Raw genomic sequence first — 23,032 nt, 5'->3', positions numbered from 1 at the left:
CGGAAATCCGTGAGGCGAGTCGGCGGCGCCCTGGCCGGCGCACGCCGTCCCCGCCCGTACCCGGTGCGGTAGAGACACACCGATCTGGGGAGATGTACCCATGGCCGAAGTCAGCTACGTCGACGCCACCTGCCTGTACCCGGGCAACCCGATCCCGGCGGTCAACGGCTTGAACCTGGACGTCAAGGACGGCGAGTTCATGGTGCTCGTCGGGCCGTCCGGTTCGGGAAAGTCCACCGCACTGCGCATGCTCGCCGGGCTGGAGAACGTCAGCCACGGCGAGATCCAGATCAACGGCGTCGACGTCTCGCGCAAGCCGCCGAAAGACCGCGACATCGCGATGGTCTTCCAGAACTACGCGCTGTACCCGCACATGAGCGTCGCCGAGAACATGGGCTTCGCGCTCAAGCTCAAGGGCGTACCCAAGGAGCAGCGGATGGCCAAGGTGCAGGAGGCCGCCCGGCTGCTGGACCTGGAGAAGTACCTGGACCGCAAGCCCAAGGCCCTCTCCGGCGGCCAGCGCCAGCGCGTGGCGATGGGCCGCGCGATCGTGCGCGAGCCGGCCGTGTTCCTCATGGACGAGCCGCTGTCGAACCTGGACGCGAAGCTGCGCGTGGAGACCCGCTCCAACATCGCGCAGCTGCAGGCCCGCCTCGGCACCACCACCGTGTACGTCACGCACGATCAGGTCGAGGCGATGACGATGGGGCACCGGGTGGCGCTGCTCAAGGACGGCGTGCTGCAGCAGGTCGACAGCCCGCGCAACCTGTACGACCGCCCCGCCAACGCGTTCGTCGCCGGCTTCATCGGCTCGCCGGCGATGAACCTGCGCTCGGCCCGGCTGGTGCCCGGCGGCGCGCAGCTGGGCAACATCGTGCTGCCGCTCAGCAGCGCGGTCACCGACGCAGCCCACGCGGCCGGGCTGCAGGCGGTCACCCTCGGTGTGCGCCCCGAGTCCTTCACCGTCGCCGACGCGGGCACCGAGGACAGCCTCGCCGTCGAGGTGCAGCTCGTCGAGGAGCTCGGCGCCGACGCGTACGTCTACGGCGGGCTGCAGGGCGACGAGGACGGCGCCAAGCCGTTCGTGGTGCGCTTCGACGGCCGCGTGCCGCCGCGCATCGGCGAAACGGTCAAGGTCGCGGTGCGCACCGCGGAGGAGCACGCGTTCAACCCGGAGTCCGGCGAGCGCCTCGGCTGAGGCCTGCGCTGATCGAACCGCTGAACTGCCCGCGCGAGTGGCGACCTTGCGCGCCGAGTGGCGACTGGAAACCCGCCACTCGGCGCCCCGAGTCGCCACTCGCGTGAGTAGTTGGGGAGCCGTTATGACGTGGCGCGGCGGCGGCGGGCGATCTCGGCGAGCGTGACGGCTGCGGCCACTGAGGCGTTGAGCGACTCGGCCGGGCCGGCCATCGGGATCGAGACGGTCAGGTCGCACGTCTCGCCGACCAGCCGCGACAGGCCGCGGCCCTCCGACCCGACGACCACCACGACCGGGTCGCCGGCCAGCTCGAGGTCATCGACCGTCGTCGTCCCGTCCGCGTCCAGGCCGACCACGAGCAGGCCGGCCTGCTGGCATTCCTTCAGCGCCCGCACCAGGTTCGTCACCTGCGCCACCGGGATGCGTGCAGCCGTGCCCGCCGAGGTGCGCCACGCGGTCGCGGTGATGCCGGCCGCGCGCCGCTCGGGCACGATCACGCCGTGCGCGCCGAACGCGACCGCCGAGCGGATCACCGCGCCGAGGTTGCGCGGGTCGGTCACGCCGTCGAGCGCCACGAGCAGCGGCGCCGTGCTCGACTCGGCTGCCGCGGCCAGGACGTCGGCCAGCTCGCGGTAGGCGAACGGCGGCACCTGCAGCGCGATCCCCTGGTGCAGGATGCCGCCGGTCTTGCGGTCCAACTCCGCGCGGCTGATCTCCAGCAGCGCCAGGCCGCGGTTACCGGCAATGCGGATGGACTCGGTGACCCGCTCGTCGGTGTCGATGCCGACCGCGACGTACAGGGCGGTCGCCGGGATCTTCTCGCGCAGCGCCTCGACGACCGGGTTGCGGCCGACGAGCAGCTCGGGACGATCGCCACTGCGCTGCTGGCCACGCTGATCGCGGCGCCCTGCCGACGCGGCGCGGCGCGCTGCCGGGTGACCTTTGCGGGCCTCCGCCGGCGGCGTCGGGCCCTTGCCCTTGAGCGCCCGGCGGGCCTGCCCGCCGGAGCCGGTCTGGGCCCCCTTCTTCGACTTTCGGATCGCGCCCTTGCGTTGCGAATTGCCTGCCATATCAGCCCGTTCAGCTCTTGAGGGTCCAGCGTGGCCCGGACGGGGTGTCCTCGACGAGGATGCCCGCCGCTGCCAACTGGTCGCGGATGGCGTCGGCCGCCGCGTAGTCCTTGCGCTCGCGCGCGGCCGTGCGCTGCCCGATCGCAACCTGCACGAGCGAGTCGACCACGGGCGTCAGGTCCGCCGCGCCGGCATCACGCCACGCGTGCGGATCGATCCCGAGCACGCCGGTCATGGTCAGCACCGAGGCGAGCGTCCCGCGCACCGCGGCCAGGTCGCCCACGGCGAGTGCGGAGTTACCTTCGCCGACCACGGCGTGGATCGCGGCGAGCGCGGCCGGCACACCGAGGTCGTCGTCCATCGCCGCGGCGAAGTCCGCGCAAACGGGCCCGCCGTCCACCGGGCCGACCGCCTCGTCGGCGCGCTCGACGAAGTTTTCGATCCGCCGGTACGCCGTCGCTGCCTCGTCCAGCGCGCCGGGTGAGAAGTCGACGCCGGACCGGTAATGCGCCGCGCCGAGGTAGTAGCGCACCTCGACCGGACGCCACTGCTTCACGACCTCACTGACCAGCAGCGTGTTACCGACCGACTTGGACATCTTCTGGCCGGACAGGTTGAGCATGCCGTTGTGCATCCAGTACCGCGCGAAGCCGTCGCCGGCCGCACGCGACTGGGCCAGCTCGTTCTCGTGGTGCGGGAAGAGCAGATCCAGGCCGCCGCCGTGGATGTCGAAGGCGGGTCCGAGGTAGCGGGTGGCCATGGCCGAGCACTCCAGGTGCCAGCCCGGCCGGCCGCCGCCCCACGGCGTCGGCCACGACGCGCTCATCGGCTCGCCGGCCTTGTGCCCCTTCCACAACGCGAAGTCGCGCGGGTCGCGTTTGCGGGCATCGGCGGCGCTGTCGCCGGCCGGCTGCATCTCGTCCACCTTCTGCCCGGACAACGCCCCGTACTCCGGGTACGAGGCCACGTCGAAGAACACGTCACCACCGGCCGCGTACGCGTGACCGGCGTCGATCAGCCGCTGGATGAGCTCGATCATCTCGGTGATGTGCCCGGTGGCGCGCGGTTCGTAGGTCGGCGGCAGGCAGCCGAGAACGTTGTACGCGGCGTCGAAGCTCAGCTCGTTCGTGTAGCCCCAGGCCCACCACGCCCGCCCGCTCTCGGCCGACTTCGACAGGATCTTGTCGTCGATGTCGGTGACGTTGCGGACGAACGTGACGTCGTAGCCGCTGTGCCGCAGCCAGCGGCGCAGGATGTCGAAGTTGACGCCACTGCGCACGTGCCCGATGTGCGGCGGCGCCTGCACGGTCGCGCCACACAGGTAGATCGACGCCTTGCCGGGCTCGAGCGGGACGAACTCGGTCTGCGAACGGCGCGCCGAGTCATAGAGGTGAAGCGCCACGGCCGCCATCCTACGGGCGGTCGCGGTGCCGCCCGGCCGAGCCGCTCAGCGGGTGATGACCCGCTCCGCCTTCACCCGCGCCACCACGCGGACGTTGTCGGTGCCCTCGTCGCCGGTGTACGACGCGCCTACGTACAGCTGCGAGAGCCGCTCGATGAGCTCGGGGCCGCCGTCTGTGGTCAGCTCGACCCGGCCGCGCACCTCGATGTAGTTGTACGGCGTCGCCGGGTCGAAGATCATCACGCTGACCCGCGGGTCGCGGCGCCAGTTCCGTTCCTTGGCGCGACCCACGACCGTCGAGAGCACGATGTCCTCGCCCTCGTAGGTCGCCCACAGCACGGACGTCTGCGGCCAGCCGTCGGGGTTGAGGGTCGCGACGGTCACGAACACCTGCTGGTCGAGAAGCTTCTTGGCGATGTCTGGCAATTGAGCGCTCACGTCAGCGGCTAACGTCCGTGCCATGGTTGATGTTCCGCTGCACCCCGAATCGATCGTCGTCGCGGCCGGGCGGCCGCCGCGTACACCGCGCGCCCCGCTGAGCACACCCGTCGTGCTCACCGCGCCGTACCAGCACGGCCCGGACGACAACCACTACTCACGGCACGAGACCACCGACACGGTGCGGGCGTTCGAGGAGGCCGTCGGCGCGCTGGAGGGCGGGCACGCGGTCGCCTACAGCAGCGGGATGGGTGCGGTGGCGGCGATCGCCCAGGCGCAGCCGGCCGGCACCGTCGCCGTGGTGCCCTCGGCCGCGTACTCCGGGACGTTGGCGATCTTCGGCGAGCAGCAGGCGCTCGGCCATCTGCAGGTGCGGCCGGTCGACATCACCGTCACGGACGAGGTGATCGCGGCGCTGCCCGGCGCCGGGCTGCTGTGGCTGGAGTCGGTAACGAATCCGCTGCTGGGCGTGGCCGACGTCCCGGCGCTGGCGGCCGCGGCTCGCCGCAACGGCGTCCGGACCTACGTCGACTCGACGTTCTCGACGCCGCTGGGATTCCGTCCGCTGGAGCACGGCGCGGACCTGGTCATGCACTCGGCGACCAAGTACCTGGCCGGCCACTCCGACCTGCTGATGGGCGTGCTGGTGGCGCGCACCGCCGAGCGTGCGCAGGAGCTGCGCGAAGGGCGCGCGCTGGCCGGATGCATCCCCGGCGCGCTGGAGTGTTACCTCGCGCTGCGCGGGCTGCGCACGCTCGCCGTGCGCTGGGAGCGGGCGCAGGCGAACGCCCAGGAACTGGCCGAGCGGCTGGCCGCCCACCCGCGGGTCACCCGCGTGCGGTTCCCGGGCCTGCCGTCGGATCCGGGGCACGAGGTGGCGAGCCGGCTGCACGACGGCTACGGCGCGATGATCTCCTTCGACGTCGCCGGGACGGCCGAGGACGCCGAGCGCGTCTGCACCTCGCTGCAGCTGATCAACCACGCGACCAGCCTGGGCGGCGTGGAGTCCCTCATCGAGCGGCGCGCGCGGCACGCCATCGACGCGGAGCACGGCACGCCGCCGACGCTGTTGCGCTTCTCGGTCGGCATCGAGCACGTCGAGGACCTCTGGACGGATCTGGACGGCGCCTTGACCACGAAGCAATGAGCTCCCCGCAAGCGGGAGGTCCCCGGCCGGTGCTTTGGGGCGGTCGAAGATTCGATCAGGCGCGCAAGAGCAGGCAACTCGCGACAGCTGCGCGGCCCTCGTCGTTGCCCAGGAAGCCGAGCCCGTCGGTCGTTGCCGCGGCCAGCGACACCGGCGCGCCGACGACCGCGGACATCGCCGCCTCCGCGGCGACCCGGCGCGGCCCGATTCGCGGCGAGTTGCCGATCACCTGCACCGCGACGTTGGCCACCGTCCAGCCGGCGGCGGCCACGCGGCGCACCACCTCGGCAAGCAGTTCCGCCCCGGACGCGCCGGCCCACTGTGGGTCGGCGGTGCCGAACACCTGACCCAGATCGCCCAGACCGGCCGCCGAGAGCAGCGCGTTGCAGGCCGCGTGCGCGGCGACGTCGGCGTCCGAGTGCCCGGCGCACCCGGGCACGTCAGGCCAGTCGAGCAGGGCGAGCCGGCACGGCCGGCCGGCCTCGATCGGGTGGACGTCGACCCCGATCCCGGTGCGCAATCCCGCCGGCTCAACCATGCTCGACATCCCACCACGTGGACTCGAGGTCGGCGCCGAAGCGCTGCACCAGCGCCTCCGCGAGCATCAGGTCCAGCGGCACGGTGACCTTGAACGCGCGCTCGTCGCCGCGCACCGCGACGACCCGCCCGCCGAGCGCCTGAACCAGCGCGGCGTCGTCGGTGGCGTCGGCAGTGGTCGCCGCGGCGTGTGCGCGATCCAGCACGGCTCGCCGGAAGCCCTGCGGCGTCTGCATCGCCAGCAGCGCCGTCCGGTCGACGAGTTCGCCCAGATCGCCGGCCGGCGTGACGCGCCGGACGGTGTCCGTGACGCCCAGGAACGGCACGGCGCCGTCAGCGCCGCGCAGGCGCACCCCGTCCAGCACTCGGTCGATCAACGCGGCGGGGACGAAGGCGCGCGCGACGTCGTGCACCAGCACGACCTCGACGTCCGCGGCGAGCACCGCGAGCGCCCGCGCGACCGACTCCTGGCGGGTGCGCCCGCCGGCGACGACCGTGGCGCCGGGTGCCAGTTCGGCCGCGGCCCCGGTGAGCGCTGCCGGCGCGGCCACCACCACGTCCCGCACTGCGTCGTGGCCGAGGAACCGCGCGACGGCGTACTCCAACAGCGTCCGGCCCGCCACCCGGACGAACGCCTTCGGGACGTCGGCGCCCAGCCGGGTGCCCGAACCCCCGGCAACGAGAACGGCGGCGACGGTCGTGAGACCGTCGCCGCCGTCGGACGACATTGCCGCGTTCGGCACTGCTGCGTTCAGGCCACGGCCTCGGCGAGCACCTCGTCGAGCACGATCTCGGCCTTGTCCTCGTTGGTGCCCTCGGCCAGGGCGAGCTCACTGACGAGGATCTGCCGGGCCTTCGCCAGCATCCGCTTCTCACCGGCGGACAGGCCGCGGTCGCGGTCGCGGCGCCACAGGTCGCGGACGACCTCGGCGACCTTGTTCACGTCACCCGAGGCGAGCTTCTCACCGTTGGCCTTGTACCGCCGCGACCAGTTGGTGGGCTCCTCGGTGTGCGGCGCCCGCAACACCTCGAACACCCGGTCCAGACCCTCCTGGCCCACGACGTCGCGAACGCCCACGATCTCGGCGTTCTCGGCCGGCACGAGGACCGTCAGGTCACCCTGAGCCACCTTCAGCCGCAGGTAGGTCTTGCTCACTCCCTGCAGCAGCCGCTCCTCGATCGCCTCGATCAGAGCAGCGCCGTGATGTGGGTAGACAACGGTCTCACCGACCTTGAAAGTCATGTGTTAGAGCCCCTTTCCACTACCTCAAGGGTAACACGGAGCACAGTCGGCCAATCCGGACACGAATGCGATTTCTCCCGCACGTCGGGCGCTGCCGCGCGGTAGCGGTGCCGCGGCACTGCCGGGCCGGGCTACCCGAGCCAGCGCGGCGGACCCGGCTCGCTAGGCTGTGGTGTCGGTTGCCGCACCCGCGCGATGCGACGACCGTACGCACCGACCCGCCAGTGACGAGCCTTATTTTCGAGGAGTCGACGTGAAAGCACAGCCGAGCATCGCGCGGCGCATCGTCATCGGCGTCGCGGCTGCCGGAGCGGTTCTGCTCACCGCCTCGTGCGCGGCCGGTCAGCACGCGGCCAGCGCCAACGAGAGCCCGAGTATCGACGGGGCCAACGCCAAGGTCGGCTCGATGCTGCTGCGCACCGTCGCGATCACCACGCCGAGCGGAAAGTGCTACCTGCCCGGCAGCGACGCCCCGCTGTCTCTCGTCCTGGTCAACAACGGCCGGGACTCCGACACGCTGACGTCCGTCACGTCGCCGCGCTTCTCCTCCTACACCGTCGCCAAGACCGCCGACGACCTCAACCCGGCAACCGGCTCGGGTAGCTGCGCTGCCGCGGCCAGCGGCAGCGCTGCCGCATCGGGCGCGCCGGCGACGGGCAGCTCGTCGTCCGCGGCGCCGGCGGCCGCGCCACAGACCGTCGCCGCAGGCAAGTCGCTGCAGCTGGGCCTGAAGAACACCGGTACCACCGACCCCGGCGTCCCGACCGCGCCGATCGTGGTGCTCGACGGCCTCACCGGCGGCCCGCTGCACCCCGGCGAGTCCGTGCCGGTGACCTTCAGCTTCGCCACCGCCGGCAAGATCACGCTGCAGGTTCCCGTCCAGCTGTCGGCCGCTCCGAACAACTCGGTGATCCCGTCGGTGCCGAACGCCACCGAAACGCCGATCGAGTAGCCGGAACTGTCAGGCGCCGCGGCTAGCGTGGCGTGCGTGACCAAACCGAGCACCGCCCGCACCCCCGCCTTCCGCTGCGCGGAGTGCGGCGCCACGTCGCTGCGCTGGGTGGGCCGCTGCCCGGAGTGCCAGGCCTGGGGCACGGTCGCCGAGGCCGGTGCTACGCCACGCCGCGCGATCGCGCCCGGCCCGGTCACCCGCGCCGCCCAGCCGATCGCCGAACTCGACATCGCGGCCGCCCGGGCCCGCCCGACCGGGGTCGGCGAGCTGGACCGGGTGCTCGGCGGCGGGCTGGTCCCCGGCTCGGTGGTGCTGCTGGCCGGCGAACCGGGCGTCGGAAAGTCGACGCTGCTGCTCGAGGTCGCGCACCGCTTCGCTGCGGCCACAGGGAGTGAGGGTGGCCAGCGGGCGCTGGTCGTCACCGGCGAGGAGTCCACCTCGCAGGTGCGGCTGCGTGCCGAGCGCACCGGCAACCTCGCGCCCACCCTGTACCTCGCCGCCGAGAACGACCTGGCCGCGCTGCTCACCCATATCGACCAGGTCGAGCCCGGGCTGGTGGTGGTCGACTCGGTGCAGACGATCTCCACCGAGACCGTCGAGTCGGGCGCGGGCAGCGTGCCGCAGATCCGCGCCGTCGCCTCGGCGGTGATCGCGGTCGCCAAGCAACGCGGCATCGCCGCCGTCCTGGTCGGGCACGTGACCAAGGACGGCTCGGTCGCCGGGCCGCGCGTGCTGGAGCACCTGGTCGACGTCGTGCTGCACTTCGAGGGCGATCGGCACTCGTCGCTGCGGCTGGTGCGGGCCACCAAGAACCGCTTCGGTGCGGCCGACGAGGTGGGCTGCTTCGAGATGCGCGAGGACGGCATCACCGGGCTGCCCGACCCGTCCGGGCTGTTCCTGTCGGACCGGGCCGTCGCGGTGCCCGGCACCTGCGTCACCGTGACCATGGAGGGCCGCCGGCCGCTCGTCACCGAGGTGCAGGCGCTGGTCAACCGGGCCACCGGCGGCGGCTCGCCCCGGCGCGCGGTCAGCGCGCTGGACGGGGCGCGGGTCGCCATGCTGATCGCCGTCCTGGCCCGGCACGGCGGCACCGCGCTCGGCGAGCACGAGGTGTACGCCTCGACGGTCGGCGGGATGGCCGCGCAGGAGCCCGCCGCCGACCTCGCGATCGCGATCGCGCTGGCCTCGGCCGGGCACGACGCGCCGATGCCGGCGACGCTGTGCGCGATCGGTGAGGTGTCGCTGTCCGGCGACATCCGCCGCGTTCCCGCGCTGGAACGCAGGCTCGCCGAGGCCGCCCGGCTCGGCTTCACCACCGCGCTGGTTCCCGCCGCGCACGCCGGGGAGCGGGTCGCCTGTGACGGCCTGGAGACCCTGCCCGTCGCGACGCTGCGCGAGGCGATGTCGGCGGCGGCCAACCTGCGGGAGCGGTCCAGGGGCGCGCGGCGGGCCCGGCTGCACGCGATCACCGGCTCGGGCTGAGCCCCGCCCGGCCGCAATCGCGTACGCCTCGACCCTGCGCGGCCCTACACTGACCGGTGCCCACACCGTCAGAGGGGAACCGTGATCACTTCCGATCGTGACGAGGCGCTGCGCAGCGTCCTCGCCACCGTCGCTCCCGGCACCTGGCTGCGCGACGGCCTCGAGCGCATCCTGCGCGGCAACACCGGTGCCCTGATCGTGCTCGGCTGGGACCGGATCGTCGAGTCGCTGTGTACCGGCGGCTTCCCGCTGGACGTCGAGTTCTCCGCGACCCGGCTGCGCGAGCTGTGCAAGATGGACGGCGCGGTGGTGCTCAGCACCGCAGGCGACAAGATCGTGTACGCGGCCACCCACCTGATGCCCGATCCGGCGATCGCGACGGACGAGTCCGGCACGCGGCACCGCACCGCCCAGCGCGTCGCGCGGCAGACCGGCCATCCGGTGATCTCGGTGTCCCAGTCGATGCGGATCATCAGCCTGTACGTGGGCGATCGCCGCTACGTGCTGGAGAGCAGCGGCGAGCTGCTGTCCCGCGCGAACCAGGCGATCGCGACCCTGGAGCGCTACAAGGCGCGGCTGGACGAGGTCTCCAATTCGCTGTCGGCGCTGGAGATCGAGGACCTGGTGACGGTGCGCGACGCCGCGATCGTCTCGCAGCGCCTGGAGATGGTGCGCCGCATCGCCGACGAGGTGACCGGCCAGGTCGTCGAGCTGGGCACCGACGGCCGGCTGCTCGCGCTGCAGCTGGACGAGCTGATGGCCGGCGTCGAGTCCGACCGCGAGCTGATCGTGCGCGACTACCTGCCCTCCGGTCGCCGGGCCCGCACCACCGTCGGGGTGCTGACCGACCTCGCCGAGCTGTCCGCGACCGAGCTGCTCGACCTGGTGCCGGTAGCGCGGGCGATGGGCCTGCCCAGCACGCCGGAAGGGCTGGACTCGGCGACCAGCCCGCGCGGCTACCGCCTGCTCGCCAAGGTGCCGCGGATGCCCGGGGCGGTGCTGGACCGGGTCGTCGAGCACTTCGGCAGCCTGCAGAAGCTGCTCGCCGCATCGGTCGAGGACCTGCAGGCGGTCGAGGGGGTCGGCGAAGCGCGCGCCCGCGCCGTCCGCGAGGCGATCTCGCGGATGGCCGAGGTGTCCATCATCGAGCGCTACTCGTAGCTGCCCGCGGCGGGGCCGTGGGCACCCCTTTCACCGCATCGGGGTGTGGCCGTGGCGGGAATCAGCGACGGCGCGCTCACGAGATGCTGAACTGGGCGACCTTGCCGTCGTGCCCGGACAGGGCCGCGTACAGCGTGTAGGTGCCCGCGCCCACCCGCTGCCGGGTTCCGGCGCAGCCGGGCTGGGCGGTCAGCCCGCTCCATTTGATGCTGAACCCGGCCGGGTGCCCGACGGCGAGCGTGCGCTCGTCCACGCCCGGCTCGATCTTGCAGTCATGGCTGCCCCAGACGCGCGACGCCCCGTTGTAGACGCGCAACTCGATCTGGCTGTCAGCCACGTTCTGCACGCACGGCGCCGGGCCGGTGTTCGTGACCTGCAGCGTCAGCACCGGGTTGTCGCCGATCTTGTACTGCGACTTGCCGACGACGGCCTGAACGCTCAGCTGCGACGCCTTGCACTGCGCCGGCACCACCGTGCTGGAGCGGGCGGTGGACGTCGACGGGCGGCCCGACGTGCTCGGGCGGGTACCGGTGGGCGTGCTGCTCGGCGTGGTCCGCGGACTCGTCACCGGGTGCGTCGCCCCGCCGCCCTGCGCAGCCGGGGATCCGCCGCCGTCGCTGAAGACCGCCTTCACCGTCAGCACGACGAGCAGCACCAACAGGACCAGCGAGGCGAGCAGCAGCAGCCGGCGCCGCCAGTAGACGGAGGGCGGCCGCGAGCCGACGGGATGCAACATGACCCCAACACGCTAGCGCCCGTCCGGAGGAGCCCCTGGCTCGACTCGCGGGCGCCGGACCGGCCCCGCATGCGACGATGTCGGCCACATGCCGACCACCCTCGCCGCCGACGTCACCGCCTGGTACGCCCGCGCCGCTCGCGACCTGCCCTGGCGCGCGCCGGACGCCGGGCCGTGGGCGGTGCTGGTCAGCGAGGTGATGCTGCAGCAGACGCCGGTACGGCGCGTCCTGCCCGCCTACCAAGCGTGGCTGCGCCGCTGGCCGACCCCGGCCGCGCTCGCGGCGGACGAGCCCGGTGACGCGGTGCGCGCCTGGGGCAAGCTGGGTTACCCGCGACGGGCGCTGCGGCTGCACGCCTGCGCCCGCGCCATCGTCGCCGAACACGGCGGCACGGTTCCGCGCGAGCTCGACGAGCTGCTGGCGCTGCCCGGCGTGGGCAGTTACACCGCCCGCGCCGTCGCCGCGTTCGCCTTCGGGCTGCGGCACCCGGTGGTGGACACTAACGTTCGGCGCGTCGTGGCCCGCGCGGTGCACGGCCGCGGCGAGGCCGGGCCGCCCGCGACCGCGCGGGACCTGGCCGAGGTGACGGCCCTGCTCCCCGCCGACACCGGCGAAGCGGTCCGCTTCAGCGTCGCGGTGATGGAACTCGGCGCGCTGGTGTGCACGGCACGCGGGCCGCGCTGTGGCGAGTGCCCGCTGATTGCGCGGTGCGCCTGGAACCGGGCCGGCCGGCCGGAATACTCCGGACCGCGAGTGCGGCCGCAGCGCTTCGCCGGCACCGACCGCCAGGTCCGCGGCCTGCTGCTGGACGTGCTGCGCGAGGGCCCCGGGCCGGTGACCAGGACAGCCCTGGACGCCGTGTGGTCCGAACCGGTCCAGCGGGAGCGGGCACTCGGCGCGCTGCTCGCCGACGGTCTGATCCACCGCCTCCCGGACGGGCGCTACGCGCTCCCTCGCTGAGCGCCCGGATGCCCAGCCCGGACGCCCATCCCGGACGCACAGCCCGGACGCACGAAACAGGGCCGGGCGAATTCGCCCGGCCCTGCTCTTCGTTGAGTTACTCGGCGGTGAGGTTCACCGGCGGGGCGTCCGGCACCAGCGCCGGCTTGGGCTCGCCACGGAAGCTGAACTTCTCCGGCCCGTCCTTCTTCATCGGGTCCTCGGGAGTGGTGTCCACCACCACGATCTGACCCGGCTCGAGCTCGCCGAACAGGATCTTCTCGCTCAGCGAGTCCTCGATCTCCCGCTGGATGGTGCGGCGCAGCGGCCGGGCACCCAGCACCGGGTCGTACCCCTTCTTGGCGAGCAGGTTCTTCGCCGCGTCGGTGAGTTCCAGACCCATGTCCTTGTTGCGCATCTGGCCGTCCAGTCGCGCCACCATCAGATCGACGATGGAGACGATCTCCTCCTGCGAGAGCTGGTGGAACACGATGATGTCGTCGATGCGGTTGAGGAACTCCGGCCGGAAGTGCTGCTTGAGCTCGTCGTTGACCTTCAGCTTCATCCGCTCGTAGTTGCTCGCGTCGTCGTTGGACGAGGCGAACCCGAGGCCGACCGCCTTGGACACGTCGCGCGTGCCGAGGTTGGTGGTCAGGATCAGCACCGTGTTCTTGAAGTCCACGATGCGGCCCTGGCCGTCGGTGAGCCGGCCGTCTTCGAGCACCTGCAGCAGCGTGTTGAACACGTCCGGGTGCGCCTTCTCGACCTCGTCGAACAGCACCACGCTGAAGGGCTTGCGGCGCACCTTCTCGGTGAGCTGGCCGCCCTCGTCGTAGCCGACATAGCCGGGAGGGGCACCGACGAGCCGCGACACGGTGTACCGGTCGTGGAACTCGGACATGTCCAGCTGGATCAGCGCGTCGTCGTCGCCGAACAAGAACTCGGCGAGCGCCTTGGACAGCTCGGTCTTTCCGACGCCGGACGGGCCGGCGAAGATGAACGAACCACCGGGGCGCTTCGGGTCCTTCAGGCCGGCCCTGGTGCGCCGGATGGCCTGCGAGACCGCCTTGATCGCCTGCTCCTGGCCGACGACCCGCTTGTGCAGCTCGTCCTCCATGCGCAGCAGCCGGGCCGTCTCCTCCTCGGTCAGCTTGAACACCGGGATGCCGGTCCAGGTGGCCAGCACCTCGGCGATCTGCTCGTCGTCGACCTCGGCCACGACGTCCATGTCGCCGGCCTTCCACTCCTGCTCGCGCTTGGCCTTGTCGGCCTGCAGGGTCTTCTCCCGGTCGCGAAGCGAGGCGGCCTTCTCGAAGTCCTGCGCGTCGATCGAGGACTCCTTCTCGCGACGCACCTCGGCGATCCGCTCGTCGAACTCGCGAAGGTCCGGCGGTGCGGTCATCCGGCGGATGCGCATCCGCGCGCCCGCCTCGTCGATGAGGTCGATCGCCTTGTCCGGAAGGAACCGGTCGCTGATGTAGCGATCGGCCAGGCCGGCCGCGGCCACGAGCGCGCTGTCGGTGATCGAGACCCGGTGGTGCGACTCGTACCGGTCACGCAGGCCCTTGAGGATCTCGATGGTGTGCGCGACGGTCGGCTCACCCACCTGCACCGGCTGGAACCGGCGCTCGAGCGCGGCGTCCTTCTCCAGGTGCTTGCGGTACTCGTCCAGCGTGGTCGCGCCGATCGTCTGCAGTTCGCCGCGCGCGAGCATCGGCTTGAGGATGCTCGCGGCGTCGATCGCACCTTCGGCCGCGCCCGCCCCGACGAGGGTGTGGATCTCGTCGATGAACATGACGATGTCACCGCGAGTGCGGATCTCCTTGAGCACCTTCTTCAGGCGCTCCTCGAAGTCACCGCGGTAGCGGCTGCCGGCCACCAGCGAGCCCAGGTCGAGCGTGTAGAGCTGCTTGTCCTTGAGCGTCTCGGGCACCTCGCCCTTGACGATCGCCTGCGCCAGCCCCTCGACGACCGCCGTCTTCCCGACGCCCGGCTCGCCGATCAGCACCGGGTTGTTCTTGGTGCGCCGGCTGAGCACCTGCATGAGGCGCTCGATCTCCTTCTCGCGGCCGATGACCGGGTCGAGCTTGCCCTCGCGGGCCGACTGGGTCAGGTTGCGGCCGAACTGGTCCAGGACCAGCGAGGTGGACGGCGTCGCCTCGGACGCGGTGCCCGCCGGCTCCTTGCCCTGGCTGTAGCCGTTGAGCAGCTGGATGACCTGCTGGCGGACCTTGTTCAGGTCGGCGCCGAGCTTGACCAGCACCTGGGCCGCGACACCCTCGCCCTCGCGGATGAGGCCGAGCAGGATGTGCTCGGTGCCGATGTAGTTGTGGCCGAGCTGCAGCGCCTCGCGCAGCGACAGCTCCAGGACCTTCTTGGCCCGCGGCGTGAACGGGATGTGACCGGACGGGGCCTGCTGGCCCTGGCCGATGATCTCCTCCACCTGCTGGCGCACCGCGTCGAGCGAGATGCCGAGCGACTCGAGCGCCTTGGCAGCGACACCTTCGCCCTCGTGGATCAGCCCGAGCAGGATGTGCTCGGTGCCGATGTAGTTGTGGTTGAGCATCCGGGCCTCTTCCTGGGCCAGGACGACAACGCGACGCGCGCGGTCAGTAAACCTCTCGAACATGTGGCCAGCTCCTTCCGCGCCTTCGTCTACCGCTTCAGTCGACTCTAGTCCTGGCAGCCGACGAGAAACGTCCCTCGAACCGTTCGTACCCGTTTCGAGGCCGAGCCGCCCGGGCGCGAGCGCTGGCGGCTTACCTGTCCAACGATGCCTGACGCGCGGTGATGCCCGTGCCGCTTGCGCTGACAGCGAACGGCGGCGTACGCCTCAGCTGGGCAGGATGCCCGGGTACGCCGGATCGTTGCCGGTGTGCACGATCCGGTTCGCCCCGTCGACGAACACCACCCTGGGCAGGTACGCCTTGGCCTCGGTGTCCGGCATGGTGGCGTAGCTGATCAGGATCACGGTGTCACCGACGTGCACCAGGTGCGCTGCGGCGCCGTTGATCCCGATGACCCCGGTGCCGCGCTCGCCCTCGATGACGTAGGTCTCCAGCCGGGCGCCGTTCGTGACGTCGACGATCGCCACCTGCTCGCCGGCGAGCAGGTCGGCCGCCTCCATCAGCTCCGGATCGATCGTCACCGAACCGACGTAGTGCAGATCGGCCTGGGTCACGGTCGCGCGATGGATCTTGCTCTTGAACATCGTGCGGTACATGCCACTCATAGCGGTCAGGGTAGGTTCCGCGCGGCCCTGCGTCGCACCGTCGGTGAGCAGCGCCACAGCGACAGAGCCCGCCGGCGACGGGTCGGTCGCGGGCGGGCTCTGCGGCTGGCTGGCTCAGCGCTTGGCGGCCTTGGCCTGGTAAGCCTCCAGCACCTGCGCCGGGATCCGGCCCTTGTCCCCTACCTGGAAGCCGTTCTTGCGCGCCCAGGCCCGGATCGCCTGGGTCTGCTCGCGGTCGGCGCGGGCCGGCCGGCCACCGCGGCGGCCGGGTGTCGCGATGCGCGCACCGCCGCGGGCGCGGCGGCCGTGCGCCACATAGACGGCGAGCGCGTCACGCAGCTTGCCCGCATTCTTGGCGGACAGATCGATCTCGTAGTCCGATCCGTCGAGTGCGAATCTGACGGTTTCGACCGCGGCTCCGCCGTCGATGTCGTCCTCGAGTTGCACGATGTGCTTCTGCACCATCGGGTGATTCCTCTCCGCCTGGAAAATGTCCGTAAAGCAAATCACACGCGGGCGCACATTTCCACTCGGCGACGCCGAACTCAAAGCGGCTTGAGTAATGGGAACAGAATCGTTTCCCTAATACCACGACCGGTAAGCAGCATGATCAGCCGGTCCACGCCGAGTCCCATTCCGCCGGTCGGGGGCATGCCGTATTCGAGGGCGGTGAGAAAGTCTTCATCCAGCTGCATCGCTTCCGGATCGCCCTTTGCGGCGGCCAACGACTGCTCGACGAGGCGGCGGCGCTGTTCGACCGGATCGGCCAATTCCGAATACGCGACGCCGACCTCGAAGCCGCCGATGATCAGGTCCCACGCCTCGGCCAGCCGCGGGTCGTCCCGATGCGGGCGGGCGAGCGGGCGTACCGACACCGGGTAGTCGCGCACGAAGGTCGGCTGGATCAGGGTGTGCTCGACGAGCTTTTCGTACAGCTCCAGAACGATCTCGCCGGCGTCCCACCCGTCGCGCAGCCCGACACCGAGCCGGTCGGCGTGGGTGCGCAGCTGCTCGACCGGGGTGTCCACGGTGACCCGGTCACCCACGGCCCCGGAAACGAGATCATGAATGGTCACCGAGCGCCATTGGTCGAACAGCGCGATCGGCACGCCGTCCGCGGTCACCGGTTCGCGCAATCCGGTGCGCTCGGCGGCCGCGGTGACGAGCGATCGGGTGAGCTGCGCCATCGAGTCGTAATCGGCATACGCCTCGTAGGCCTCCAACATCGTGAACTCCGGGGAATGTGACGAGTCGACCCCTTCGTTGCGGAACGTGCGGCCGATCTCGAACACCTTTTCCACGCCACCGACGATGCACCGCTTGAGATACAACTCGGTGGCGATGCGCAGTGACATATCCAGGTCGAACGCGTTCAGGTGCGTGTGGAACGGGCGGGCCGCGGCACCGCCGTGCACGACCTGCAGGATCGGCGTCTCCACCTCGACGTAGCGGCGGTCGTGGAGCGTTTCGCGGATCGCGCGCAGCACATCGGCGCGGGTGCGGACCATCTCCCGCGCTTCCGGTCGGACGATCAGGTCGACGTAGCGCTGCCGGACCCGGGTCTCCTCGGACAGCGGCTTGTGCGCGACCGGAAGCGGACGCAGCGACTTCGCGGTGATCTGCCACGACTGCGCGAGCACCGACAGTTCGCCACGCTTGGACGCGATCACCTCGCCCTGCACGAACACCAGATCGCCCAGGTCGACGTCCGCCTTCCACGCCGCCAGCGACTCGGCCCCGACGCGGTCCTGCGAGAGCATCACCTGCAGCTCGACACCGTCCTCGCGCAGCGTGGCGAAGCACAGCTTTCCGGTGTTGCGGACGAAGATAACCCGGCCGGTGACGCCGACCTGCCGTCCGGTCTCGGTTCCCGCCGGCAGTTCGGGGAACTGCTCGCGCACCTCGCCGAGGGAGTGCGTCCGCGGCACGCCGACCGGGAACAACGATCCGTCCGCAGCCGCCGTCAACCGGTCGTATTTCTCGCGGCGGATGCGCAATTGCTCAGGCAGATCGTCCTCATTCACCACGTCAGCGTATCGACAGCACGATCGGCGAAATCCACCTGACGAATGTCACCGCGAACTCACGTGCTCGCCGCACTGTGCGGCACCAGCGGCCGACGGCACAGTGATCACCATGACGACGCACCCCGACACCGGGCCGGCGACGGGAATCTCGCTCGCCGGCCTTCGCAAGAGCTTCAAATCGCCCCAGGGACCCGTGCACGCGGTACGCGGCATCGACATCGCGATCACGCCCGGCGAGACCGTCGCGCTGCTCGGCCCGAACGGCGCCGGCAAGTCGACCACGATCGACATGCTGCTGGGCCTGCTGCCCCCGGACGCCGGCACGGTGAGCGTGTTCGGCATGACGCCGGATCGCGCGATCGCGTCCGGCGCGGTCGGCGCGATGCTGCAGGTCGGAGCGGTGATCCAGGACCTGAGCGTGCGCGAGCTGATCACGATGATGGCCAGCCTGTACCCGAACCCGCTCGGCGTCGACGAGGCGATCGAGCTCACCCGGATCCAGGACCTGGTCGGCCGCAGGACCAACCGGCTCTCCGGCGGGCAGACCCAGCGGCTGCGGTTCGCGATCGCGCTGGTCAGCAACCCCGACCTGCTCGTGCTGGACGAGCCCACCGTCGCGATGGACGTCGAGGCACGCCGCGAGTTCTGGGCGACGATGCGCGAATTCGCCTCGCGCGGCAAGACGATCGTGTTCGCAACGCACTACCTGGAGGAGGCGGACGCGTACGCCGACCGGATCATCCTGATGGCACGGGGCACCGTCGTCGCCGACGGGCCGGCGACCGAGATCAAGGCGACCGTCGGGCTACGGACGATCCGCGCGACCCTGCCGGACGCCGACCTGACGGCTCTCGCCGCACTGCCGGGAGTGACCAACGCCGACACGCGCGGCGAGGCCGTGATCCTGAACTGCTCGGACTCCGACACCGCACTGCGCGCGCTGCTGCCGGCCTACCCGCAGGCACGCGACATCGAGGTCAGCGGCGCCGGGCTGGAGGAGGCATTCCTGCAACTGACCGCGGACAACGGCGACATCGCCGTCGACGACGACACGAGCGACATGGAGGACGCGCGATGAGCAGCGCCACCTATCTCAAGTACGAGCTGCTGCGCTCGTTCCGCAACAAGCGGTTCTTCATCTTCTCGCTCGGCTTCCCGGTGATCATGTACTTCCTGCTGGCCGCGCCGAACAAGCACGACCACAACTTCGGTGGCTCGGACACGGTGCACACCGGCCTGTTCGCACCGCAGTACTACATGGTCGGGCTGCTCGCGTTCGGCGCGATGATCGCGGCGCTGGCCGGCGGCGCGCGGATCGCGGCCGAGCGGTCGGTCGGTTGGAACCGCCAGCTTCGGCTGACGCCGCTGTCACCGCGGGCGTACTTCCGCACCAAGGTGCTGACCAGCTACCTGATGGCCGGCTGCGCGATCGTGCTGCTGTACGCGTCCGGCTCCGTCCTGGGGGTGCGCATGCCGTTCGGCCAGTGGGTGCACATGACCTGGCTGGTGCTGCTCGCGCTGATCCCCTTCGCCGCCATGGGCATCGCGCTGGGCCACCTGCTGACGGTCGACTCGATGGGCCCGGCGATGGGCGGCGGCACGGCGCTGTTCGCGTTCCTCGGCGGAACCTGGTTCCCGCTGGTCGGCGACGGCCTGTTCGTCCACCTGTGCCAGCTGCTCCCGTCGTACTGGCTGGTCAAGGCCGGGCAGATCGGGCTCGGCGGGTCCGGCGACCCGTGGGGTGCCAAGGGCTGGATCGTGATGGCGGCCTGGTCGGCGGCGATGGCGGGCTTCGCGATGTGGACGTACCGTCGCGACACCCAGCGCGTCTGAGCACCCGGCCGTCAGACCACCTAGCCTGGAAAGCACCATGAGCTGCGATCCGATGACCCAGCAAGGACGTGTTCGCGCCGTCTTCGGCGCGAACACGTCACTGTGGGGCGGCGGCTGGCGGCGGTGGGCGTTCCCGGGCATCTGGCTCATCTATCTCGCCCAGGTCGTCGGCGGCGTGGCCAAGCACGCGAGCGGTGCCGTCGAGATTGCCGGCTACGCGATCATCGGCGTGTTCGCGATCATCTACCTGGCCGCGATCCCGGCCGGCTGGGAGAACGCGCACAAGACGTTCTGGTCGTTGTACGTCGTGACGCTCCTGCTCACCGGCGTGGAGTTGTTGATCGCGCACGAGGACGCGTTCGTGTTCTGCGTGTACGTCACCGTGCTGACGGTCGCCTCGCGCGCCCGCTGGGGCGTCGCGATGGTGGGCGCCATGGCGCTCGCCTCCGCGGTGGTCCCCGCCGTCGTGCCCGGATGGAACGCCGACTCCGGCTTCGGCACCGCGGTGTCCATCGTGCTCGTCGGCATGGCGATGTTCGGCTTCTTCGCCATCATCCGGTCGAACATCGAGCTGGCGGCGGCGCGTGCGGAGGTCGCCCGGCTGGCGGCGGAGAACGAACGCACCCGCATCGCGCGCGACCTGCACGACCTGCTCGGCCACTCGCTGACCACGATCACGGTCAAGGCCGGGCTGGCCCGCCGGCTCGCCGAGCGCGCGGAGTTCGAGCGCGCCGCGAAGGAGATCGCCGAGGTCGAGACGCTCTCGCGCAGCACGCTGAGCGACGTGCGCGCCGCAGTGGCCGGACACCGCGATGTGACGCTGGCCGGTGAGCTGGCGACGTCCCGCGAGGTGTTGCGCGCGGCCGGCGTCATCGCCGAACTGCCGGCATCGGTTGCCGATGTGCCGGCCGAGTTGTCCGAACTGTTCGGCTGGGTGCTGCGCGAGGCGGTCACCAACGTCGTCCGGCACGCGCACGCGGCGCACTGCATCGTGACGCTGGGGCCGAACTGGATCGAGGTACGCGACGACGGGCGCGGCGGCACTGTCGGCGCCGGGAACGGGCTGACCGGGCTGCGCGAGCGCGTGGCGGCCGACGGCGGCACCGTCGAGGTGAGCGGCACGAACCGCGGCTGGACGGTGCGCGTCGACGTGCCGCTGCCGCTGCCGGGCGCCACTGGCGCGGCCGAGACGCCGGCGATCAGCACGACATGATCAGACTGCTGCTTGCGGACGACCAGACCCTGATCCGCACCGCCCTCGCGACACTGCTCGAGCTCGAGGAGGACTTCGAGGTCGTGGCGCAGGTCGGCCGGGGCGACGAGGTGGTGGCCGCGGCGCTGGCGAGCCGTCCGGACGTCGCGTTGCTGGACATCGAGATGCCGGGCGTCGACGGGCTGGCCGCCGCGGCCGCGCTCGCGCACGAGCTGCCGTCCTGCCGGGTGCTGATGCTGACCGCGTTCGGCCGCACCGGGTACCTGCGCCGCGCGATGGAGTCGGGCGCGCTCGGCTTCGTTGTCAAGGACGCGCCCGCCGAGCAGCTGGCCGACGCGGTGCGCCGGGTCGCTCGCGGCGAGCGGGTGGTCGACCCGGCGCTGGCCGCGGCGACCCTTGCCGGTGGCGCGTCGCCGCTCACCGGGCGCGAGCGCGATGTGCTGGTCGCGGCGCGTGACGGTGCCACGGTCGCCGACGTCGCCGCCAAGCTGTTCCTGTCCGAGGGGACCGTGCGCAACTACCTGTCCGCGGCGATCGCCAAGACCGGCGTGCGCAACCGCGTGGAGGCGATCCGCGTCGCCGACGAGCGCGGCTGGCTCTGACCGTCTTGGCCCCGTAGCAGGGTGTTCACCGGCGTGTCGCCCTGCTACGGGGACAAGCGTCAGAGCTGGGGCAGGACCTCGGACGCGAGCAGCTCGAGGTGGTCCAGGTCGGTGAGGTCGAGCACCTGCAGGTACAAGCGGTCGGCGCCCCAGCCGGTGAACCTGCCGATCTCGTCGACGACCTCGGCGGGCGTGCCGGCGATCCCGTTCTCCTTCAGCTCGGCCACGTCGCGGCCGAGCACGGCGGCGCGGCGGGCGACCTCGGCGTCGTCGCGACCCAGGCAGACGATCTGCGCCGCGGAGTACTTCATCGCGCGGCCGGTCTGGGCCACGGCGCCGCGCACCTTCTCGAACTTCTCGGGCGTGCCGGCCTTGTCGAAGGAGACGTTGTACTCGTCGGCGTAGCGCGCCGCGAGCGCGAGGCCGCGCGGCTTCGCGGCACCACCCAGGATGAGCGGCGGACGTGGTGACTGCACCGGCTTGGGCAGCGCCGGCGAATCGGTGACCTGGTAATGCTTGCCGGCGAACGAGTAGGTCTGGCCGGCCGGGGTGCTGAGCAACCCGTCGACGATCTCGACCTGCTCGGCGAAGCGGTTGAACCGCTCGCCCACCGGCGGGAACTCGATGCCGTACGCGGTGTGCTCGGTCTCGAACCAGCCGGCACCCAGGCCGAGCTCGACGCGGCCGCCGCTCATCTGGTCGACCTGCGCGACGCTGATGGCGAGCGGGCCGGGCAGCCGGAACGTCGCCGGGCTGACCAGCGTGCCGAGGCGAACCCGTGATGTGTCACGGGCCAGCGCGGCCAGCGTCAGCCAGGCGTCGGTCGGGCCGGGCAACCCGTCGGCGTCGCCCATCGACAGGTAGTGGTCGGAGCGGAAGAACGCGTCGAAGCCGCACTCCTCGGTCTTCTGCGCGACACGGAGCAGGTCGTCGTACGACGCACCCTGCTGGGGCTCGGTGAAGATACGCAGGTCCATAGCCGGAAACCTATCGTCTGACCCGATTGAGCAACCGGCTGCGGCCCCAGGGCGCAGCCGGTTGCACGATCGGGTCAGGTGTTGCGGTCGTAGATCAGCCGCAGGCCGAGCAGCGTCAGGTCCGGCTCGTAGCGGTCGACCGTCTCGCAGTGCTCGATCACGAGAGTCGCCAGGCCGCCGGTGGCGATCACCTGCACCGCGTCGGGGTCTTCCGGGTGCAGCGCCGCCGACAGCCGGCGCACCAGGCCGTCGACCTGCCCGGCGAAGCCGTACACGACGCCGGACTGCAGCGCCTCCACGGTGCTCTTGCCGATCGGGTGCCGCGGCGCGATCAGCTCGACCTTGCGCAACTGGGCGGCCCGGGCGGCCAGCGCGTCCAGGCTGATCTCGATGCCCGGCGCGAGCGCGCCGCCGAGGAAGTCGCCGCGCTCGCTCACCACGTCGAAGTTCGTGGTGGTGCCGAAGTCGACGACGATCGCGGGACGCCCCTGCACGAGATGGTGCGCGGCGAGCGTGTTGACGATCCGGTCGGCGCCGACCTCCTTCGGGTTCTCGTACTGCAGGCTGACGCCGGTGCGCACGCCCGGTTCGACCAGCACGGTGGGCACGTCCGGGTAGTAGCCGGCCAACATGGTGCGCAGCTCGCGAAGCGCGGCGGGCACGGTCGAGCACGCAGCGGTTCCAGTGATCTTGTGGTCGGCGAGCAGGCCGCGGAAGGTGAGCGCGAGCTCGTCCGCGGTGCTGCGCGCGTCGGTCTTGATCCGCCACGAACGCTCGAGCCGATCGCCGTCGAACACGCCGAGGACGGTGTTGGTGTTGCCGATGTCGATCGCGAGCAGCAT

Annotated in this window: 23 protein-coding genes; 10 read left to right on the top strand and 13 right to left on the bottom strand. The window is 71.3% G+C overall.

Going from position 1 to position 23,032, the window contains the following annotated elements; genetic code table 11:
• The first annotated feature begins 100 nt into the window (after positions 1-100).
• A complete protein-coding gene (locus M6B22_RS14025; RefSeq protein WP_269442181.1) occupies positions 101-1,198 on the top strand; it encodes an ABC transporter ATP-binding protein in 1,098 nt (365 codons plus the stop codon).
• Positions 1,199-1,320: 122 nt separating this feature from the next.
• On the opposite strand, the gene rlmB is transcribed toward M6B22_RS14025, so the two are convergent.
• The 3 genes from rlmB to M6B22_RS14010 are packed head-to-tail and all read right to left on the bottom strand — an operon-like array spanning position 1,321 to position 4,108.
• The gene (gene rlmB / locus M6B22_RS14020; protein WP_269442180.1) at positions 1,321-2,268 is read right to left on the bottom strand and encodes a 23S rRNA (guanosine(2251)-2'-O)-methyltransferase RlmB; all 948 of its coding nucleotides are present in this window, start codon (positions 2,266-2,268) and stop codon (positions 1,321-1,323) included.
• Positions 2,269-2,278: 10 nt separating this feature from the next.
• Positions 2,279-3,670: a cysteine--tRNA ligase gene (cysS, locus tag M6B22_RS14015; protein ID WP_269442179.1), complete on the bottom strand. Its 1,392-nt coding sequence runs from the start codon at positions 3,668-3,670 to the stop codon at positions 2,279-2,281.
• A 45-nt stretch (positions 3,671-3,715) separates the two neighbouring features.
• Positions 3,716-4,108, bottom strand: coding sequence for a PPOX class F420-dependent oxidoreductase (locus tag M6B22_RS14010; protein ID WP_269442178.1), 393 nt, complete (start codon positions 4,106-4,108; stop codon positions 3,716-3,718).
• Positions 4,109-4,130: 22 nt separating this feature from the next.
• Between M6B22_RS14010 and M6B22_RS14005 the strand changes: the two genes are divergently transcribed.
• Positions 4,131-5,255: a trans-sulfuration enzyme family protein gene (locus M6B22_RS14005; protein ID WP_269442177.1), complete on the top strand. Its 1,125-nt coding sequence runs from the start codon at positions 4,131-4,133 to the stop codon at positions 5,253-5,255.
• 55 nt (positions 5,256-5,310) lie between these two features.
• Here the strand turns inward: M6B22_RS14005 and ispF are convergent, their stop codons facing one another.
• Genes ispF through M6B22_RS13990 form a run of 3 tightly spaced genes read right to left on the bottom strand, consistent with a single transcriptional unit; the run spans position 5,311 to position 7,035 of the window.
• Positions 5,311-5,793, bottom strand: a complete 483-nt coding sequence (ispF, locus tag M6B22_RS14000; RefSeq protein WP_269442176.1) for a 2-C-methyl-D-erythritol 2,4-cyclodiphosphate synthase — start codon at positions 5,791-5,793, stop codon at positions 5,311-5,313.
• Positions 5,786-6,535, bottom strand: a complete 750-nt coding sequence (ispD, locus tag M6B22_RS13995; RefSeq protein ID WP_269442175.1) for a 2-C-methyl-D-erythritol 4-phosphate cytidylyltransferase — start codon at positions 6,533-6,535, stop codon at positions 5,786-5,788. Before ispD ends, ispF begins: the two co-directional genes overlap by 8 nt.
• An 8-nt stretch (positions 6,536-6,543) precedes the next feature.
• Positions 6,544-7,035 carry a CarD family transcriptional regulator gene (locus tag M6B22_RS13990; RefSeq protein WP_269442174.1) on the bottom strand — a complete coding sequence of 164 codons (492 nt, stop codon included), beginning with the start codon at positions 7,033-7,035 and terminating at the stop codon, positions 6,544-6,546.
• A gap of 253 nt (positions 7,036-7,288) precedes the next feature.
• Here M6B22_RS13990 and M6B22_RS13985 point away from each other — a divergent pair, with 253 nt between their 5' ends.
• The 3 genes from M6B22_RS13985 (at position 7,289) to disA (ending at position 10,630) form a co-directional block, all read left to right on the top strand.
• Complete coding sequence (locus M6B22_RS13985) at positions 7,289-7,987, top strand: copper chaperone PCu(A)C (RefSeq protein ID WP_269442173.1); 699 nt, start codon at positions 7,289-7,291, stop codon at positions 7,985-7,987.
• 27 nt (positions 7,988-8,014) lie between these two features.
• Positions 8,015-9,469: a DNA repair protein RadA gene (gene radA / locus M6B22_RS13980; RefSeq protein ID WP_407935527.1), complete on the top strand. Its 1,455-nt coding sequence runs from the start codon at positions 8,015-8,017 to the stop codon at positions 9,467-9,469.
• Between the two features lie 81 nt (positions 9,470-9,550).
• A complete protein-coding gene (gene disA / locus M6B22_RS13975) occupies positions 9,551-10,630 on the top strand; it encodes a DNA integrity scanning diadenylate cyclase DisA (RefSeq protein WP_269442171.1) in 1,080 nt (359 codons plus the stop codon).
• Between the two features lie 76 nt (positions 10,631-10,706).
• Here the strand turns inward: disA and M6B22_RS13970 are convergent, their stop codons facing one another.
• Positions 10,707-11,366 (bottom strand): hypothetical protein, encoded by a 660-nt coding sequence (locus M6B22_RS13970; RefSeq protein WP_269442170.1) that lies wholly within the window; start codon positions 11,364-11,366, stop codon positions 10,707-10,709.
• A gap of 88 nt (positions 11,367-11,454) precedes the next feature.
• On the opposite strand from M6B22_RS13970, the gene M6B22_RS13965 reads away from it, so the two are divergent.
• Positions 11,455-12,327, top strand: coding sequence for an HhH-GPD family protein (locus M6B22_RS13965; protein WP_269442169.1), 873 nt, complete (start codon positions 11,455-11,457; stop codon positions 12,325-12,327).
• A 97-nt stretch (positions 12,328-12,424) separates the two neighbouring features.
• Here the strand turns inward: M6B22_RS13965 and M6B22_RS13960 are convergent, their stop codons facing one another.
• The 4 genes from M6B22_RS13960 to lysS form a co-directional block, all read right to left on the bottom strand.
• Positions 12,425-14,935, bottom strand: a complete 2,511-nt coding sequence (locus M6B22_RS13960) for an ATP-dependent Clp protease ATP-binding subunit (protein WP_269442168.1) — start codon at positions 14,933-14,935, stop codon at positions 12,425-12,427.
• 204 nt (positions 14,936-15,139) lie between these two features.
• Positions 15,140-15,529 carry an aspartate 1-decarboxylase gene (gene panD / locus M6B22_RS13955; protein ID WP_407935706.1) on the bottom strand — a complete coding sequence of 130 codons (390 nt, stop codon included), beginning with the start codon at positions 15,527-15,529 and terminating at the stop codon, positions 15,140-15,142.
• A gap of 123 nt (positions 15,530-15,652) precedes the next feature.
• Positions 15,653-16,003: a histone-like nucleoid-structuring protein Lsr2 gene (locus tag M6B22_RS13950; protein WP_269442166.1), complete on the bottom strand. Its 351-nt coding sequence runs from the start codon at positions 16,001-16,003 to the stop codon at positions 15,653-15,655.
• A gap of 80 nt (positions 16,004-16,083) precedes the next feature.
• Positions 16,084-17,562 (bottom strand): lysine--tRNA ligase, encoded by a 1,479-nt coding sequence (gene lysS / locus M6B22_RS13945; RefSeq protein WP_269442165.1) that lies wholly within the window; start codon positions 17,560-17,562, stop codon positions 16,084-16,086.
• A gap of 112 nt (positions 17,563-17,674) precedes the next feature.
• Here lysS and M6B22_RS13940 point away from each other — a divergent pair, with 112 nt between their 5' ends.
• The 4 genes from M6B22_RS13940 to M6B22_RS13925 are packed head-to-tail and all read left to right on the top strand — an operon-like array spanning position 17,675 to position 21,213.
• Complete coding sequence (locus M6B22_RS13940) at positions 17,675-18,643, top strand: ABC transporter ATP-binding protein (protein ID WP_269442164.1); 969 nt, start codon at positions 17,675-17,677, stop codon at positions 18,641-18,643.
• Positions 18,640-19,398 (top strand): ABC transporter permease, encoded by a 759-nt coding sequence (locus tag M6B22_RS13935; RefSeq protein WP_269442163.1) that lies wholly within the window; start codon positions 18,640-18,642, stop codon positions 19,396-19,398. Before M6B22_RS13940 ends, M6B22_RS13935 begins: the two co-directional genes overlap by 4 nt.
• A 37-nt stretch (positions 19,399-19,435) precedes the next feature.
• A complete protein-coding gene (locus M6B22_RS13930) occupies positions 19,436-20,611 on the top strand; it encodes a sensor histidine kinase (protein ID WP_269442162.1) in 1,176 nt (391 codons plus the stop codon).
• A complete protein-coding gene (locus tag M6B22_RS13925; protein WP_269442161.1) occupies positions 20,608-21,213 on the top strand; it encodes a response regulator transcription factor in 606 nt (201 codons plus the stop codon). Before M6B22_RS13930 ends, M6B22_RS13925 begins: the two co-directional genes overlap by 4 nt.
• Positions 21,214-21,272: 59 nt before the next feature.
• Here M6B22_RS13925 and M6B22_RS13920 read toward each other — a convergent pair whose 3' ends face one another.
• A complete protein-coding gene (locus M6B22_RS13920; protein ID WP_269442160.1) occupies positions 21,273-22,190 on the bottom strand; it encodes an LLM class F420-dependent oxidoreductase in 918 nt (305 codons plus the stop codon).
• Between the two features lie 74 nt (positions 22,191-22,264).
• A complete protein-coding gene (locus M6B22_RS13915; RefSeq protein WP_269442159.1) occupies positions 22,265-23,032 on the bottom strand; it encodes a type III pantothenate kinase in 768 nt (255 codons plus the stop codon).

It is taken from the genome of Jatrophihabitans cynanchi, from assembly GCF_027247405.1.
Classification (GTDB): Bacteria; Actinomycetota; Actinomycetes; order Mycobacteriales; family Jatrophihabitantaceae; genus Jatrophihabitans_B; species Jatrophihabitans_B cynanchi.
The sequence above is the reverse complement of the archived record's forward strand: the minus strand, read 5'-3'. Positions and strand labels throughout refer to the sequence as shown.

Excerpts from the sequence above, each read along its gene's own strand:
- ispF (WP_269442176.1), bottom strand. The coding sequence starts at position 5,793 with ATGGTTGAGCCGGCGGGATTGCGCACCGGGATCGGGGTCGACGTCCAC.
- rlmB (WP_269442180.1), bottom strand. The coding sequence starts at position 2,268 with ATGGCAGGCAATTCGCAACGCAAGGGCGCGATCCGAAAGTCGAAGAAG.
- M6B22_RS13940 (WP_269442164.1), top strand. The coding sequence starts at position 17,675 with ATGACGACGCACCCCGACACCGGGCCGGCGACGGGAATCTCGCTCGCC.
- M6B22_RS13950 (WP_269442166.1), bottom strand. The coding sequence starts at position 16,003 with ATGGTGCAGAAGCACATCGTGCAACTCGAGGACGACATCGACGGCGGA.
- M6B22_RS13930 (WP_269442162.1), top strand. The coding sequence starts at position 19,436 with ATGAGCTGCGATCCGATGACCCAGCAAGGACGTGTTCGCGCCGTCTTC.
- M6B22_RS14005 (WP_269442177.1), top strand. The coding sequence starts at position 4,131 with ATGGTTGATGTTCCGCTGCACCCCGAATCGATCGTCGTCGCGGCCGGG.
- M6B22_RS13990 (WP_269442174.1), bottom strand. The coding sequence starts at position 7,035 with ATGACTTTCAAGGTCGGTGAGACCGTTGTCTACCCACATCACGGCGCT.
- M6B22_RS13935 (WP_269442163.1), top strand. The coding sequence starts at position 18,640 with ATGAGCAGCGCCACCTATCTCAAGTACGAGCTGCTGCGCTCGTTCCGC.
- M6B22_RS13970 (WP_269442170.1), bottom strand. The coding sequence starts at position 11,366 with ATGTTGCATCCCGTCGGCTCGCGGCCGCCCTCCGTCTACTGGCGGCGC.
- M6B22_RS13925 (WP_269442161.1), top strand. The coding sequence starts at position 20,608 with ATGATCAGACTGCTGCTTGCGGACGACCAGACCCTGATCCGCACCGCC.
- M6B22_RS13965 (WP_269442169.1), top strand. The coding sequence starts at position 11,455 with ATGCCGACCACCCTCGCCGCCGACGTCACCGCCTGGTACGCCCGCGCC.
- M6B22_RS13920 (WP_269442160.1), bottom strand. The coding sequence starts at position 22,190 with ATGGACCTGCGTATCTTCACCGAGCCCCAGCAGGGTGCGTCGTACGAC.
- M6B22_RS14025 (WP_269442181.1), top strand. The coding sequence starts at position 101 with ATGGCCGAAGTCAGCTACGTCGACGCCACCTGCCTGTACCCGGGCAAC.
- M6B22_RS13915 (WP_269442159.1), bottom strand. The coding sequence starts at position 23,032 with ATGCTGCTCGCGATCGACATCGGCAACACCAACACCGTCCTCGGCGTG.
- panD (WP_407935706.1), bottom strand. The coding sequence starts at position 15,529 with ATGTACCGCACGATGTTCAAGAGCAAGATCCATCGCGCGACCGTGACC.
- M6B22_RS13960 (WP_269442168.1), bottom strand. The coding sequence starts at position 14,935 with ATGTTCGAGAGGTTTACTGACCGCGCGCGTCGCGTTGTCGTCCTGGCC.